Below are 16,446 nucleotides of genomic sequence, written 5' to 3' on the forward strand. Positions count from 1 at the left end.
CACCAGGTCCCGGCCGGGCACGGCTCCGCAGTGCAGGCGGAGCCCGGTGTCGGGCGTACGGTCGAGCCCGCAGCCGAAGCAGTCCACGGCCCCCTCCGGCGGTGCCGCGCGATAGGCCTCGGCCGCCTTCGCTCCGGGCGACTCGAACGCGGTGACCACGGCGTCGGCGTCCAGTCCGGCGTCCTCGGCGATCTTCCGGTAGGTCGCCGGGTCGGAGAGGCTGAGGCCGTCGACGTAGAACACGCGCTGGAGTTCGACGGCCAGTTCCGCCGCCCGGTCGGGGGCGGCGGTCCGCAGGGCGGCCAGACCGCGGGCGGCGGCCTCGGAGTCCATCACGAACGAGCCGTCCGCGATGAGCCGCTCGTACGCCTCGCCGAACTCGGCGCCGGTCAGCTCGGCGATCTGGGCGTTGGCCCCCTGGACGTAGCCGAACTGACGGATCGGCACCCGGCGCGATCCGGTGAACAGCCCGCCGGAGACGACCTCGGCCGGCAGCTCGGGGTGGCGGGCGACGACCTCGCTCAGGGTGCCGGAGAACCCGTGCGACCAGCCGCAGTAGGCATCGAAGACATAGACCAGCTTCATGGAGATCCTCGGCGAGGGTGTGGCGCCCGCCGGTTGCGAGCGACTCACCTGAGAGAACAGTAGCTGACGCGTCAGATATTTCTGGGGGCGCGTGACGCCCGCCACATCACCCCTTCCCTTCCCCTTTCGCCCTTCGCCCTTCGTCCTTCGTCCTTCGCCCAGGGCCGCGGGCGGGCCCGTGCGCGTGGCGCAAGGCGGCGCGTCCGCCAACTGCTCCGCGCAGCAGAGGTGTTGCCGTGTCACGGCCGCGCTACGGCGGTGTCCTGAGGGCGCGACGGGCGTGACCTGCGGGTTCCGCGGCTCCTCATAGTCAGCACAGAGCGGGAGACGAAGGACGCACGCACGCCGTCGGCTCCCCGCCACGCCACCCCGGAAGGAACCTCCCGTGATCAACCGCCACCTGCGCAAGGCCGTCGTCGTCACCGCCGCGCTCACCGCCGGACTGCTGATGACGGCGTGCCAGAACGGCACCGACGGCGCGTCCGGTTCCTCGGGCTCGTCCGGCACGTCCGGCACGGGCGGCTCGGACTCGGCGGCGGTCGCGGAGAAGTCGTCGGGCTCCAAGGGATCGAAGGGATCCAAGGACTCGCAGGGTTCCCAGGGCTCCCAGGGCTCCGAGAAGTCCAAGAACGGCGGAGGGGTCAGCGGCTCGTTCGAGAACGGCGAGGTCACCTATCTCGCCCCGGGCAAGTACGTCGTGTCCGTGCCGGGCAAGGGCGACCAGCAGTTCTGGGTCGCCGACGACACCGAGGTCTACGGCGCCGGCACGATCTGCGGCGCGGCCGGGGCCAAGGTGGACGCGCCCTGCACCCTCGACCAGCTGGAGGCGGCCACCAAGAAGGGCGCCGTCGACGCCGACGTGGAGATGAAGAACGGCGTGGCGACCCTGGTGACCGAGCGGCGCACCGCCCAGGACTCCGGCTCCGGGTCCCGTGAGACCGTCGTCGAGGGCCTCGGCAAGGGCAAGGGTGTCGACGGAACGTGGTTCGGCAACGTCTCGTACCTGGCGCCCGGCAAGTACACGGTCTCCGCCCAGAAGGGCACCGGACAGCAGTTCTTCGTCGCCGAGGACACCAAGATCTGGGGCTACGGCGACATCTGCGGGGACGAGAACACCGGTGAGGGCGGCCAGGGCGGCACCCAGTGCACCGAGGCGGAGCTGGAGGCGGCCGCCAAGAACGGTGTCAGCGCCGAGGTCGTCATCAGCAACGGCATCGCGACCACCATCCGCGACGACCACTGAGCCCTACGCGGCAGCGCCGGGTCTCCCGTCGGAGGGCGGGGGGCCTTCCCGGTCCCGGTCCGACGTCGGCCAGACGTACGGCAGGTCGTCCGGCTCGCCGGGGAAGGACAGGGCGTAGACGTCCGGGTCCTTGCGCAGCAGCGCCGACCGGTGGCTGCGGTGGAAGGCCTCGTCGCCGAGCCAGGGCGGGAGTTCTCCCGCGGCGGCCAGTCCTGCCTGGTCACGCGTCCGCGCGTCGGGGCGGAACGCGGCGAAGTCGGCGACCAGGGTGGCCGCGCAGCTGTCCGGACGGCCCTGCTCGCACCACACCGCGCAGACCTCCAGGCCGTACCGGACCAGCGCCTCCTCGTACCCCGCCCACATGCGCACGGCGGGATGCCGTCGCCACCCGTACCCCGGCACGATGAGGCCGCGGAGCACCTGCAGCGCCTCGACCCGCTGTTTGCCGAGGCGGCGACGGTCCAGGACCAGCGCGGAGGCCCGGAAGTCGGGATAGGGCAGGAAGGTCTGCATGCCGTCGCCCCCAGTGCGGATCGGAGACGCTCACGGGGTTCTCCCGGGCGCGGTCGTCGCGCCCGGCACCGGGTACCCCCGTTCCGCGGGGTGAAGACCACGGGTGCTGACGCCTCGGCGGCGGGCGAGGTACAGGACGACCGCCGCGTAGAGGACGACCAGCGGGACGTCGACGGCCAGCATCAGCCCGTCCATGTCGGCGGCCGTCTCGTCGCTTTCCAGGCCTCCGGCGATCGCGGCCATGAAACCCATGGCGAGGAGGTTGTTCAGGACGTGCAGGGCGATCGCGGCTTCGAGGCCGCCCGTGTGGATGGTCAGCAGGCCCGCGACGAGACCGAACACCACCAGGTCGACGAAGCCCCAGGGCGTCCCCCAGCCGTGCGCGGCGGCGAAGAGCACCGCCTGCGGGGTCACCGCGACCCACGGTGAGCGGAACCAGGCGCCGACCGCCTGGGACAGCCAGCCGCGGAAGACGTACTCCTCGGCCGCGGCCTGGAACGGCACGAGCAGACAGAGGGTCGCGAGGGCGATCAGGAACGGGGACAGCCCGGCCCAGGTCATCTCCTGCCCGCCGCCCTCGGGGGCGGGCAGGAGCAGGGAGCCGCCCAGGACCGCCCCGGACACGGGCAGCGCCACGGCGAGGCACAGCCCCAGCCAGCGCCACCGCAGCGCGCCCGTCACCGACGACACCGTGCCGGCGGGGCGGCGCTGCACCCATCGCGCGGCCAGCAGCACCACGGGGATGCACAGGGCGAGGGAGAGCAGGGCCAGGGCGGTGTCGCCGGTCCCGCCCCAGACGGGGTTTCCGGCGGCGTCGCGGGGACGGTCGAGGACCGCTCCGGCGATCTCGCCGCCGACGAGCACGGCCACGGCGGCGATGATCGCGCCGCCGAGCACCACGGCGGTCCCCAGCAGCGGCCGCCACCACCCGTCGGCCCCGGCCGCCCTCGCCATCCGGTGGTACGGGACGGGCCGCGCCGGGGGCGTGGGTGCCGGGGGCGGATACCAGAGTGAGGTGGGGAGCGGGGGCCCGTGCGGGGCGGGAGGCCGGGACGGATCGTCGACTCCGTAGGTGTGACTCGTCGTCATGTCCCTCAGCATCCCGGTGGGGAACGGCCCCCCGCGTCGGCCGTGGGCACGACCCCCGTCTCCAACCTGGGATAGGGGCCACCCCGACAGCGGGTCGAAAGTATGATCGACGCCATCATGGGGCACCTACGGAACTGGCTGCTGCCCGCGCTGTTGGCGGTCGCACAGCTGTCCTTCTGGCCGGGACACGCGCTCTCGCGCGGCCAGGCGGTGGAGGCGGCGTCGCTCGTCGTGGGCCCGGCCGTGACCGTGGTGGCCGTCGCCGTACTGGGGGTGCGCCGGCGTTTCCCGGTCGCCGCCGCGTTCATCATCGACTCCCTGCTGACCGCCGGGTTCGTCGTGCCGGACCGGGCGCTGGTGGCCACCGCGGTGGCGGGGGTGGTCGCGCTGTACTCGGTGGCGGTGCTGCGTCCCGCCCGCACGGCCGTCCTCGTCGCGTCCGCACTGGTCGCCACGGGAGTGGTCAGGGCCTTGCTGGAGTACGACTCCCCGGTCGACGTGGGCGGCGAGGGCCTGGCGAGTCTCGCGGTCTACGCCGGAACCGTGGGGGCCGGCCGCAGCCGCCGCCGGTGGCTCGCCGGGCGGCGGGCCGCCGAACGGGAGCTGGCGCGGGCCGAGGCCGTCCGGGTCACCGCGGCCACCACGGAACGCCACCGGCTCGCCCGTGAACTGCACGACGTCAGCGCGCACCACCTCACGTCCGTCGTGGTCACCGCGAACGCCGCCCGCCACGTCGGTGACCGCAACCCCCGACTGACCGCCGAGGCACTGCGGTTGGCGGCGGAGGCCGGGCGCGAGACCGTGGCCACGCTCCAGCGGCTGGTCACGATGATGCAGACCTCGGCGGCCGACGAGGAGAGCCCGCTCGCGGAGCGCGTCGCCGAACTCGCGGCGGGATGCGTACGCCTGGGCCAGCGCGTCGACGTGGACGTCGCCCCCGGCGCGGCCGACCTGACGGGTCCGGTGGCCGAGGCCGCCTTCGGCATCGCGCGCGAGGCCCTGACCAACACGCTGCGCTACGCCCCCGGCGCGGCCGTGCGCGTCGTGATCCGTGACGCGGGCGGAACACTGGACGTCCTCGTGGAGGACGACGGAACACCACCGACACACGCCGCCACGACGGCGGGCCCCGGCGCCACGGCGGCATCCGACACCACCACGGTTCCGGGCACGATCGCGGCCTCGGCCACGGTCGCGTCCCCCGGTGCGGGGACGCGGGCGGTGCGAGGGCTCGGGGGAGGGCGGGGCACCGCGGGTATGCGGGACCGGGCCGACGGGCTCGGTGGGACGCTCGTGGCGGGGCCCCGTGCGGACGTTCCCGGATGGTCGGTGCGGGCGCGGCTGCCGCGCCCTCCGTCGGGAGCCGGGGCCGACGCGTCGTCGCCGCACCGGAGCCGGGCCGACGTGGCGACCGTGCTGGCTCTGACGGCGCTCCCGGTCGTCGCCGTGCTCTTCGAGCGGCCCTCCGCCACCGCGATGGCCTGTCTGCCCGCCGTCCTGCACGCGCTGCCGTTGCTGTGGCGGCGCCGGGCCCCCTGGACCGTCCTCTTCGCGGTGCTGGCCACCGCCTGGATCCCGCCGGTCTCCCTGGCGTCGGGTCTGCTGCCGTCGGACGTGGCCTGGACGCTGACCGTGGCGGGGGTCTGCGCGGACGGTGTCGCCCTGCACGCGGTGGCGGTCTTCGCGGGGCCCGCCGGTCGCACCTGGCCGGCGATCGGGCTGGTGGCGGCCGGTCTCGCGTCGACGACGGTCGCACTGGGCGCGCTGGACGGCCCCGAAGCGGCCGGGGCGGACGACCCTGGCCCCTGGTTCCGCGTCTTCTTCGCCGTCTTCCTCACGCTGCCCCTGGCGCTGCTGACGGCCGGGGTATGGGGCTCGGGCGTGCTCGTCCGCAGGCGTCGCGAGTACGTCACCCGGCGGGAGGACAGCGCGTTGTCGGCGGTGGTGTGGTCCGCCGTCGTCGAGGCGCACGCCGAGCGGCAGCGGATCGCCGCCGAGTTGCGTCAGGCCGTGCTGCACCACGCGCACGAGGTGACGGCGCACGCCGAACGCCAGGACCTCGACGGCGCCGCGGACCAGGCCAGAGCGGGCCTGGCCGCCATGCGCGAGCTCCTGGCCGTACTGAAGGGGACGACCGGCCCCTGACGGGGAGCGAGGTGTCAGGGGCGCCCGGTTCAGCCGGCCTGTTCAGCCGGCCTGTTCGGCGAGCGTGTGGGCGACGAGCGCGTTGGCGTGGCCGTGCCCGAGGCCGTGTTCGCTCTTGAGCCAGGCGACGAGTTCCATGTGCCTGCTCAACGGCGACGACCGGATCAGTTCCTTCCACTCCGCTGTCGGACGGCCGTACTTCTTCTCGATCGAGGGGAAGTAACTGGCGGGGCCCTTCACAGATGCGGTCATGGCGGTCGCGTCCCTTCCTGTCCTGTCCTGGCCTGGCCTGTCCGGGCCAGGCCCGCGGTCGTTCTTCGTCCGTCATGACCGGCGCGGGCAGAGGAAGTCATCGACCCCCGAGAGTGATCCGGGCCACACCGGTCACTTCAGGTCTTCGGCCGTGTAGTAGTCGCTGCCGAGCAGGATGTACTCGTAGTTGGACTTGTCGACGCTGATCGGCTGGAGCAGGTAGGCGGGCACGGCCTTGACGCCGTTCTTGTAGGCGCGCCTGTTGTTCAGCTCGGGGGTCTCGTCGTTGAGGATGTCGTCGGCCATGGTCGCGGCCCTCTCGGCGAGTTGCCGGAGATCCTTGTAGACGGTCTGCGACTGCTCGCCCGCGATGATCGACTTCACCGAGGCCAGTTCCGCGTCCTGGCCCGTGATGACGGGCAAGGGGTTGCCGGCGGTGCCGTAGCCGTCCGCCTTCAGCGCGTTGAGGACACCGATGGAGATGCCGTCGTACGGCGACAGGACCGCGTCGACCTTCTCGCTCCCGTACGACTCGGCGAGGACCTTGGCCATCCGCTTCTGCGCGGTGGGCCCGTCCCAGCGCAGCGTGGTGATCTGGTCCATCTCGGTCTCGCCGGAGCGGACCACCAACTGCTTGTTGTCCAGGTACGGCTGGAGCAGGTGCATCGCGCCGTCGAAGAAGAACTTGGTGTTGTTGTCGTCGGGGGAGCCGGCGAACAGCTCGATGTTGAACGGGCCCTTGCCGTCCTCCAGGCCGAGCTTGTCGATGATGTGACGAGCCTGGAGCCGGCCGACCTGCTCGTTGTCGAAGGAGACGTAGTAGTCGACGTCCTTGGTGCCGAGGATGAGCCGGTCGTAGGAGATCACCGGGATGTCCGCGGCGGAGGCCTTCCTGAGCACGCCGTTGAGCGCCTTGTTGTCGATGGCCGCGACGATGAGCGCGTCGACCCGCTGCTCGACCAGCTTCTCGATCTGCGCGACCTGCTTCTTCGGGTCGTCGTCGCCGTAGACCAGTTCGGTCTTGTACCCCTTGGTCTTCAGGTCCTCGACGACGCTCTTGCCGTCGGTGAGCCAGCGCTCGGAGGCCCGGGTCGGCATCGCGATACCGATCGTGCCGCCCTCGTCAGCTGCCACGCCTTCCTCGCCGCCGCAGGCGGACACGGTGAGAGCGAGGGAGGTCGCTCCGGCGAGGGCCGCGAGGACGGCTCTTCGGTTGCGCATGGTGATCTTTTCCAGTTCTGGTCGTCGTGGGCGGGATGACGGCGCGCCGGATGACCGTGGAAGGGCGGCTGAGCGGACCTGGTGGCCCAGGGGGACATCCGCTCGGCTGCCTGGCGGACCGCGCGGGGCCGCCGAGGTCGTCGTGGCTCGCCGCGCACCGGCTTTTCCGACCCCGCCGCCGGAGCACGCCGCCCTGCGGGTCGGGCCGTGTCACGGCACGCCGACCACGTGGGGGGCTGATTCCGGTGATACGCGGGCACGTGCCTTTCAACCGTTCGAAATCTCGTCACATGGTCGGAATGTTGGCGAGACATTAGGAGGGGATGTGCGGGGTGTCAACGGAACGAACACGAATGGTTGCAGAGACGTGAGATGCGGGTGGTGCGGGAGTGCGGTGCGCCGTCGGGACGGCGCACCGGGGCCGTGCTGCTGCCCTGCTGTGAAGGCGCTGGTCAGGGGCGGTAGGCGGCACGGTTGTGGTAGGTGACCTTGCCGACGGGGAGCTTGGTGGGGGCGAAGAGCTGGTCGACCGTGACGAAGTGGAACCCGCGGGCCTTGAGGGCCTTGATGATGCCCGGCACCGCGTCGACCGTCGTCCGGTGGATGTCGTGCATGAGGACGATGTCTCCGGGCCTGGTCTCCGCGTTGACGTACTTGATGAGCCGGGCCGTGTCGCGGTACTTCCAGTCGAGGGTGTCGACGCTCCAGTGCACCAGCGGCCGCCCGGCGGCCGAGCGGACGGTGGCGTTGTGGGCGCCGTAGGGGGCGCGGAAGGTGGTGGGCTTCGTGCCGGTCGCCTGCTTGATCACCGTGTCCGTACGGGAGAGCTGCGACTTGACCTTCGCGGCGCTGAGCTTGGTCAGGTTCGCGTGGTCCCAGCTGTGGTTGCCTATCTGGTGGCCGGCCTGCGACGCGGCACGCACCGTCGCCGGGTTCTTCTGGACGTTCGTGCCGACGGCGTAGAACGTCGCTCTGACGTTCCGGTCGTTCAGGAGGCCCAGCAGCCGCTGGGTGTCCTTGACCGGTCCGTCGTCGAAGGTCAGGGCGACGCACTTCACCTTGCGGCAGTCGACGGCCTGCGGGGCGGCGGAGGCGGACGTGACGGTGCCGACGAGCGAGGTGGCGCACAGGGCTGTGGTGACGGCCGAGATGACGAGGCGACGTTGCATCGGGTCCTCCGGTGGCGGGTGATCTTCCCTCTGAACTCCCCTTGCGGGCAGCGGACTTCCCTGTAAGACGCATGTGGCGGGGGCTTGGATGTACGCGAGGGACAGCACGATTCGGAGGGGTTCGCACCGCTTCGGGCGGGCGGACTCCCGGCCCCTGATCCACCCCCTCGCGATCCGGCCCGGGGCCGCGCCCGCCGCCCCCGGCGCACCCGCCCGGGAGTGGGCCAACCGGCTCTGGTCCGGGGGGATTTGGCAGGGGGGCGAAAGGGTCGGGACAGGGGCGAGGCGGTCGCGCGAAGTGGCGCCGTCGGCCGAAGTCCGGCGCCTCTGCGAACGGTCGGCCGTGAGCCCCCCCAACCCGCGCACCGCACGGGCCCGGCCGCCGAGGACGCCGACGCCGATCTTCGAAGGCACGTGGGCGAGCTGTTCCCCGAGGCGCAGGCGCGGATGCCCGAAGGGCGGCCCGCCGAGGCCGTGCCGCTCCCGCAGGAGGCCCGGCGGATGCTCGGCACCCGCCGTACGGCCTGGGCAGCAGGGCCGCCGACCGGCGTACAGCGGCGCCGGGCCCCCTACGGCCGTACAGCGGGACGAGGCGGCCAGGGGGCGGCCCGCGCGGCACAGCCGTGCACGTGCGGTCGCCACGGCCGTGCACGTGCGGTCGCCACGTCCGTACACGTGCGGCCGGCACGTCCGTACACGTGCGGCCGGCACGTCCGTATACGTGCAGGGCACACCCTTGCCGGGAACTTAGGTAAGCCTTACTATGTTCAATCGCACCACTCAGGGCCTCGGCCGCCACACCGGTCCGCCCGCGGCGAGCGCTTCACCGACGCAGCCTGGCCGTTCCTCCTTCAGCGCCTCAAGGGCCTGGGAGGTACCCCCAGCCGGAACACGCTCATGGGACCCGCCCTTGAATCACGTACCTTCCTCACCCGTCGGTCTCCACGACCCCGCCCTCGACCACAGTGACTGCGGCGTCGGCTTCCTCACCCGCCTCGACGGGACGCCCAGCCACGACGTCATCCGCAAGGGCGACGAGGCGCTCCGCGCCATCCCGCACCGCGGCGGCACCTCCGCGGAGGGCGTCGGCGACGGCGCGGGCGTCAGCGTCGACCTGTCGGTGGAGTTCTTCGGCGCGCTCACCGGCGAGGACCTGCGCGCCGGGCACTTCGGCGTCGCCAACTGCTTCGTGCCGACCGACCCGGACCGCCGCGCCCCCGCGGTCGACCTCGTCGGCCGGTGCGTCGCCGAGCAGGGCTTCGAGACACTGCTCGTACGGGACGTGCCGGTCGATCACAGCGTGGCCCGGCCCGCCGCCGAGAAGTACCAACTGCCCATCGTGCAATGGGTGTTCCGGGCCCCCGAAGGATGGGAGCGGCGGGACGTCGACGCGGCCGCCCACCGCGCGCTGCTCGCCGTCGAGGCCGTCGCCTACGCCGACGACACCCACGCCGGGCTCTATCCCCTGTCGCTGAGCGCGCGCACCCAGGTCCTCAAGGGCCGCCTCAACTCCGGTGAACTGGTGGGGTACTTCCGGGACCTCACCGACCCCCGCCACTCCGTCCGGTCCCTGTACTTCCACACCCGGTTCTCCACGAACACCGAGCCCCACCCGACCATGGCGCAGCCGTTCCGGCTGATGGCGCACAACGGCGAGCTGAACACCGACCGCAAGAACCGGCTCAGCGACGAGGCCCTCGCGCGCGCCCGGACCCGCAGCATCGTGCGCCCGCCGGGGCAGTCCGACTCCAGCCGGCTCGACCAGACCCTGCAGAGCCGGGTGTTCGACGACGGCCTGGACCTCGTCGAGGCCGTCGTGTCGCTGATGCCGCCGGCCTGGGAGAACGACCGCACCCTGCCCGTCCCCGTCCGCGCCATGCTGGAGTACTTCTCGCTCTACGAGGAGAAGAACGACGGCCCCGCCGCCCTCATCTTCAGCGACGGCGACGTCGTCGGCGCCCGCCTCGACCGGCTCGGGCTGCGCCCGCTGCGCACGGTCGAGACCGCCGAGTACCTGATGGTGGCCTCGGAGGCCGGCCAGGTCGCGTTCCCGGACGACGAGGTCGTGCACCGCGGCCGGATCGAGGCCGGCGGCATGCTCGTCGTCGACCACCGCACCTCACGCGTGCTGCGCACCCGCGAGGTGCTCGACGCCCTCGCCGCGCGCCGCCCGTACGGCGAACTGCTCGACGCGGCCCGGGTGAACCTCGACGACCTGCCCGCCCCCGACTACTACCGGGGCACCACGACCCTCGGCTACGACGGCGACCTGAGCCTCGCCGGCCGGTACGTGGCCTACGCGCTGAACCAGGAGAGCTTCCGGTTCATGCTCGACCCGATGCTCGCCACCGGGTCGGAGCGGATCTCGGCGATGGGCTACGGCAACGCCATCAACGCGCTCAGCGACACCGAGGGCGGCATGGCGAAGTACTTCTCGCAGCGCTTCGCCCAGGTCACCAACCCGCCGCTGGACAGCATCCGCGAGGCCGACGGCATGAGCATGCGGGTGGCGCTCGGCCCGAAGCCCGACGGCACCCAGCGGACCAGCGGCCGCCAACTGGTCGTCTCCTCGCCGGTACTCGGCCATCTCGACATGGTGCGCCTGCGGGACCAGCGGATCGTGCCGCTGGAGCGGTTCGCCATGCTCTACGAGCCGGTGGCCGGGGACGAGACCGCCAACGCCGACGCCCTGCGGACCGCGCTCCGGCAGCTCTGCGACGACGTCGAACGGTTCGCCTCGCAAGGGGGCGGCATCGCCGTCCTCACCGACCGGGCCGTCTCCTCCACGCGCGCCCCGCTGCCCGTGATCCTCGCCGTCGCCGCCGTCAACCAGCGGCTCATCGAGACCGGGCTGCGGCTGCGCGTCTCGGTCGTCGCGGAGAGCGGCCAGCTGGCGTCCTCCCACCACGTCGCGACCGCGCTCGGCTTCGGCGCCTCCGCCGTCTACAGCCTGAGCGCGCGGCTGCGCGCCGAGGAGAAGTTCCCGAGCGCGCCCGCCCCCGCGGGTGAGGTGACCGAGACCGACCGGGCGCTCGCCAAGTTCCGCAAGGCGGCCGAGAAGTCCCTCGCCAAGACGATGGGCCGCGTCGGTCTGTGCACCGCGGAGAGCTACATCGGCGGCGAGTTCTTCGAGCCCAACTACCTCGACACCCGCGACGACGTCTTCGCGCGAACCTTCCCGCACATGGACGCCCCGGTCGGCGGTGTCGGGTTCGCCCGGATCGCCCAGGCCGCCACGGACTGGCACGAGCGGGCCCGTACGGTCGAGACGGAGCAGCAGATCCCGCTGCTCGGGCTGTTCAAGGAACGGTCGGACGGCGCCGGGCACTCCTTCGGTGTCACGGCCGTGCGCGGCTTCGGCGACATGGTCGAGGAACGGCCGGGGTTCGCGCGGCCCGACGACTCCGACGCCCTGCGCCTGCTCACCCTCGGCCAGCTCGACGACGCGTTCGGCATCACCGACGCCGCGTACCGGAACACCGGCTACGACGCGCTCAGCGACGCCGAGATCAACGCGTTCCGGATCACCCCCGGCTACCGCGCCTTCCTGCGGACCACGCACGAGGAGCGCTCGCGCCGCCCGGCCGCGCTGCGGGACGTGCTCGCGCTGCCCGCGGACGTCACCGGGCTGCGCACGGTGGAGGACTTCGCCCGGGAGCTGGGACGGTTCTCCACGGACGGGAACGCGAACGTCACGGTGCGCGGGGTGGTCACCACGGTCACGGCCGAGGGCATCCACCTGCGTCTCACCTCCCCGGGCGCCGACGCGGCCGAGCGGCACACCGCCCTCGCCGACGGCCTCGCCCTCGCGCACCCCGGCGAGGTCGGGACCCTCCGGGCGGACGCCGAGGGGGCCGTCGTCACCGCCACCGGCACCGCCGCCCGGCTCCTCGCCCTCCTCGACCAGGCCCCCGACAGCGTCCCGCTCGACGAGGTCCAGCCCGCGCACGAGATCACCCGCTCGCTCGCCTCCGGCGCGATGAGCCACGGCGCGCTCGTGGCGACCGCGCACGAGGCCGTCGCGCACGGCACCAACATGGTCGGCGCCCTGTCGAACAGCGGTGAGGGCGGCGAGCACCACACCCGGTACGGCACCATCCGGGGCTCCCGGATCAAGCAGTTCGCCTCCGGCCGGTTCGGCATCTGGGCGGGCTATCTCGCCGACCCGATGCTCCAGGAGCTGGAGATCAAGATCGGGCAGGGGGCGAAGCCCGGTGAGGGCGGCCAACTGCCCGCGCCGAAGGTCACCGTGGACATCGCGGCGGCGCGCGGCGGCACCCCCGGCATCGAGCTGATCTCCCCTCCCCCGCACCACGACACGTACTCCATCGAGGACCTCGCCCAGCTCATCCACGACTGCAAGGCCGCCCGCGTCCGCGTCATCGTCAAGCTGGTCTCCTCGGAGGGCATCGGCACCATCGCGGTCGGCGTCGCCAAGGCCGGAGCGGACGTCATCAACGTCGCCGGGAACACCGGCGGCACGGGCGCGGCGGCCGTCACCAGCCTGAAGTACGCCGGGCGTTCGGCGGAGATCGGCGTCGCCGAGGTCCACCAGGCGCTGGTCGCCAACGGGCTGCGGCAGAAGGTCGTCCTGCGCTGCTCCGGCGCCCACCAGACCGGCGGCGACGTCGTCACCTCGGCCCTGCTCGGCGCCGACAGCTTCGAGTTCGGCACGACCGCGCTGATGATGCTCGGCTGCGTCATGGCGAAGAACTGCAACGTCAAGTGTCCCGCGGGCCTCACCACCAACCCCGAGGTCTTCGAGGGCGACCCGCGCGCGCTGGCGCAGTACCTGCTCAACATCGCGCACGACGTCCGGCAGATCCTCGCCCGCCTCGGCCTCCGCTCGCTGCGCGAGGCCCGGGGCCGTACGGACCTGCTGCAGCTCCTCGACCACCCGGCGAGCGTCGGCCGCCTCGACGTGCGGCGCCTGCTGGCCCGCGTGCCCGAGAAGGTCGTCGAGAACCCGGAGTACCTGGAGAAGGACTTCACCACCGACGACGCCCTGATCGAGCGGGTCCGCGAGGCGCTCCTCGACCGGCGCGAGCCGTCGCTGCTCGTCGAGGGCGTCCGCCTCGGCAACAGCGACAAGTCGGTGGGCGGGCAGCTCGGCATCGACGTGGAACGCCTCCTGAACCATGAGCTGTCCGATCTCTCGGACGTGCCCTCCGTCACCACCGACGACCGGGGCCGCCGCCGGCTGGTCGACGGCGCCGTGACCGTCCGCACCACCGGCTCGGCCGGACAGTCGTACGGCGTCTTCTGCAACGACGGCATCATCCTCGAACACACCGGCACCGCCAACGACGGCGTCGGCAAGAGCCAGAGCGGCGGCCGGATCGTCGTCCGCGCACCCGGCGGCGGCAGCACCGAACGCGGCGGCAACGTCCTCGTCGGCAACTTCGCGCTGTTCGGCGCGACCGGCGGCCGGACCTTCGTGCAGGGCGAGGCGGGTGACCGCTTCGCCGTGCGCAACTCCGGTGCGACGGCGGTCGTCGAGGGCGTCGGCGACTTCGGCTGTGAGTACATGACCGGCGGCACGGTCCTCAACCTCGGCGGCTTCGGCAAGGGCCTCGGCAACGGCATGAGCGGCGGGTTCCTCTACCAGTACGACCCCTCCGGCGAGCTGCCGGGCCGGGTGAGCGCCGACTCGCTCCTCGTCTTCCCCGTGACCGACACCGCGCACGGCGCCTTCCACGAGGAGGCCGTACGGCTGCTGCTGACCTGGCACGTGGAGGCCACCGGCTCGCCGCTCGCGGCCCGGCTGCTGGAGAACTGGCCGAGCGAACGGGAACACATGTACTGCGGGATGCCCCGCGCGCTGCTCCTCTACCAGGACGCCGGCGAGATCCTCGCCGCGGCGACCCGAGGCGAACTCCTCGACGAGCTGGCCACCTCGATCGCGACGGACAAGCTGCGCGCGTTCAAGGTCGACTACCGTGACCGCCGCACCGTCCTCGGCGGCCGCGCCCCGGCCTTCGGCGACCAGGGCGGCGACGACATGTTCTCCCTGCTGTCGTCGTACACCGTGCTCGGTGTCGCGCAGGACCTCGCGCTCCAGCGGGTGCCCGGCGCGAGCGGCCCGGACGACCCGAAGGGCGCCGAGGCCGTCCGGAACCTGATCCTGACCGAGGACTTCTTCGTCAAGCAGCGGGTCGTGAAGTACCTGCGCGGCACGCTGGACCGCTTCGACGACGGCGAACTCGCCACGCTCATCGCGATCAAGCGGCTCGACGACTACAAGCGCGCACTGAAGCAGCGCAACAACCTCAGCGTGGACGCGCCCGGCACGTACGGCTGGATCGTCCACCAGACCACGAAGAACGCGGGCCGTGCGCGCGCCGCCCGGTTCGACGAACTGCTCGCGAACGCCGCGCTCGACGACCTCGCCGCGCGCCTCGCCCCGCAGGCCCCGACCGAGACGGTGACCGCGTGACCCTCATGCCCCCCGCGCCTCCCTCCGCGCTTCCCCCGGCACTCCCCCCGACCGGCTCCCTCATCCCGGCCGACGCGCCGTTCTCCGCCCAGCAGGAGGCCTGGCTCGCCGGGTTCCTCGCGGGCGTCGCCGCCGCCGGACGCCGGGACGGCGCGAAGAACGCGGCACCCGCCGCGACGATCGACGTGTTGATCGGCACCCAGACCGGCAACGCCGAGCTGGTGGCCGAGGACGTCGTCGCCGGCGCCCGCGCCCGCGGCCTCGGCGGGCGGACCACCGCGCTCGACGACGTCACCCCCGAGGCGCTCGCCGCGATGTCGCACGTCCTCGTCGTCACCTCGACGTACGGCGAGGGCGAGATGCCCGACAACGCCGGGCTGTTCTGGGAGGCGCTGCAGTCCGACACCGCCCCCCGCCTGGAGGGCGTGCGGTACGCGGTCCTCGGCCTCGGCGACCGGGGCTACGACGACTTCTGCCAGGCCGCGAAGGTCATCGACACGCGGCTGGAGCAGCTGGGGGCGACCCGGCTGCACGACCGCGTCGACTGCGACGTGGACTTCGAGGAGCCGGCGGCGCAGTGGACGGCGGCGGTACTGGAGCGCCTGGTCGCGGAGACCGGCGCGACGGGCGGCGCGGACACGGGCGCCCCCGTGTCGAAGGCGTCGGAGGCGCCGGTGGCACCCGCGCGCCCCCGCTCCCCGTGGAACAAGCGCACCCCGTACCCCTCCCGACTCACCACGAACCGGCTCCTGTCCTCCCCGCACAGCGCGAAGGAGATCCGCCACTACGAGTTCGACCTCGGCGACAGCGGCATCACCTACGAGGCGGGCGACGCGCTGGCGGTCGTACCGGTGAACGACGCGACGCTGGTGGGGGACCTCCTGACGTATCTGGACGCGGGCGGCGACGCGGAGACGGCCGAACTCCTGCGCACCGAGCGGGAGATCCGCACCCCGTCGAAGGAACTGATCGCCGACCTCGTGGAACGGGTCCCCACGAGCGAGCTGGCCTCGGTCGTCGCCCACGGCGACCGCTCTGACCTGGACTCCTGGCTCTGGGGCCGGGACGTACTGGACCTGCTGCGCGACGCCGGCCCCAAGGCACCGTCCCTGGCCGAACTCCTGCCCCTCCTCCGGCCGTTGCAGGCCCGCCAGTACTCGATCTCGTCGAGCCCGCTGGCGCACCCCGGCAGCGTCCACCTCACGGTCGCGTCGGTCCGCTACGACTCCGGGCAGCGGACGTACGGAGGCGTGGCGTCGACGTACCTGGCGGACCGGATCGGCGCGGACGCGACGGCGGGCGTCTACCTCCAGCCGAACGCCTCTTTCAGTGTCCCCTCCGACGACGACTCCCCCATGATCATGATCGGCCCCGGCACGGGCATCGCCCCCTTCCGCGGCTTCCTGCACGAGCGGGCCGCGCGGGGCGCCTCCGGCCGCAACTGGCTGTTCTTCGGCGACCGGCACCGCGAGACGGACTTCGTGTACGAGGACGAGCTGACGGAGCTGCGCCGACGCGGCACACTCACCGAACTCGACCTCGCGTTCTCCCGCGACCAGGCCGAGAAGGTCTACGTGCAGACGCGGATGCGGGAGCGGTCGCGGGAGCTGTACGCGTGGCTGGAGGACGGCGCGCACGTCTACGTCTGCGGCGACGCCTCCCGGATGGCGAAGGACGTCGAGGCGGCGCTGCTGGGCGTGATCGCCGAGCAGCGCGGCCGCGGCGACGACGACGCGGCGGAGTACCTGGCCGCGCTCCGCCGGGCGAAGCGCTACGTACGGGACGTGTACTGA

Annotated in this window: 10 protein-coding genes; 4 read left to right on the plus strand and 6 right to left on the minus strand. The window is 72.6% G+C overall.

The window, feature by feature from the left end:
* The coding region (locus RM704_RS40290) for a DsbA family protein (RefSeq protein ID WP_311592831.1) at positions 1-585 on the minus strand (585 nt) is incomplete at its 3' end.
* 385 nt (positions 586-970) lie between these two features.
* On the opposite strand from RM704_RS40290, the gene RM704_RS40295 reads away from it, so the two are divergent.
* The gene (locus tag RM704_RS40295) at positions 971-1,828 is read left to right on the plus strand and encodes a hypothetical protein (protein ID WP_033530412.1); all 858 of its coding nucleotides are present in this window, start codon (positions 971-973) and stop codon (positions 1,826-1,828) included.
* Positions 1,829-1,831: 3 nt separating this feature from the next.
* On the opposite strand, the gene RM704_RS40300 is transcribed toward RM704_RS40295, so the two are convergent.
* Both RM704_RS40300 and RM704_RS40305 read right to left on the minus strand, forming a co-directional pair.
* Entirely contained in the window at positions 1,832-2,341 is a 510-nt protein-coding gene (locus RM704_RS40300; RefSeq protein ID WP_052146337.1) for an MSMEG_6728 family protein, read from the minus strand.
* A gap of 30 nt (positions 2,342-2,371) precedes the next feature.
* The gene (locus RM704_RS40305; protein ID WP_311592836.1) at positions 2,372-3,430 is read right to left on the minus strand and encodes a CPBP family intramembrane glutamic endopeptidase; all 1,059 of its coding nucleotides are present in this window, start codon (positions 3,428-3,430) and stop codon (positions 2,372-2,374) included.
* Between the two features lie 117 nt (positions 3,431-3,547).
* Between RM704_RS40305 and RM704_RS40310 the strand changes: the two genes are divergently transcribed.
* Positions 3,548-5,575, plus strand: coding sequence for a sensor histidine kinase (locus tag RM704_RS40310; RefSeq protein ID WP_063774518.1), 2,028 nt, complete (start codon positions 3,548-3,550; stop codon positions 5,573-5,575).
* A gap of 42 nt (positions 5,576-5,617) precedes the next feature.
* Here the strand turns inward: RM704_RS40310 and RM704_RS40315 are convergent, their stop codons facing one another.
* From RM704_RS40315 to RM704_RS40325, 3 genes are all read right to left on the minus strand, one after another.
* Complete coding sequence (locus tag RM704_RS40315; RefSeq protein WP_033530413.1) at positions 5,618-5,827, minus strand: DUF4287 domain-containing protein; 210 nt, start codon at positions 5,825-5,827, stop codon at positions 5,618-5,620.
* Between the two features lie 132 nt (positions 5,828-5,959).
* Positions 5,960-7,048 carry a multiple monosaccharide ABC transporter substrate-binding protein gene (gene chvE, locus RM704_RS40320; protein WP_033530414.1) on the minus strand — a complete coding sequence of 363 codons (1,089 nt, stop codon included), beginning with the start codon at positions 7,046-7,048 and terminating at the stop codon, positions 5,960-5,962.
* 452 nt (positions 7,049-7,500) lie between these two features.
* On the minus strand, positions 7,501-8,217 hold the full coding sequence (locus RM704_RS40325) for a polysaccharide deacetylase family protein (protein ID WP_033530415.1): 717 nt from the start codon (positions 8,215-8,217) through the stop codon (positions 7,501-7,503).
* A gap of 910 nt (positions 8,218-9,127) precedes the next feature.
* Here RM704_RS40325 and RM704_RS40330 point away from each other — a divergent pair.
* On the plus strand, positions 9,128-14,653 hold the full coding sequence (locus tag RM704_RS40330) for a glutamate synthase-related protein (RefSeq protein WP_033530416.1): 5,526 nt from the start codon (positions 9,128-9,130) through the stop codon (positions 14,651-14,653).
* 5 nt (positions 14,654-14,658) lie between these two features.
* Entirely contained in the window at positions 14,659-16,446 is a 1,788-nt protein-coding gene (locus RM704_RS40335) for a diflavin oxidoreductase (protein WP_052146376.1), read from the plus strand.

The organism is Streptomyces gottesmaniae (genome assembly GCF_031845845.1).
In the GTDB taxonomy this organism is placed as follows: domain Bacteria; phylum Actinomycetota; class Actinomycetes; order Streptomycetales; family Streptomycetaceae; genus Streptomyces; species Streptomyces akebiae.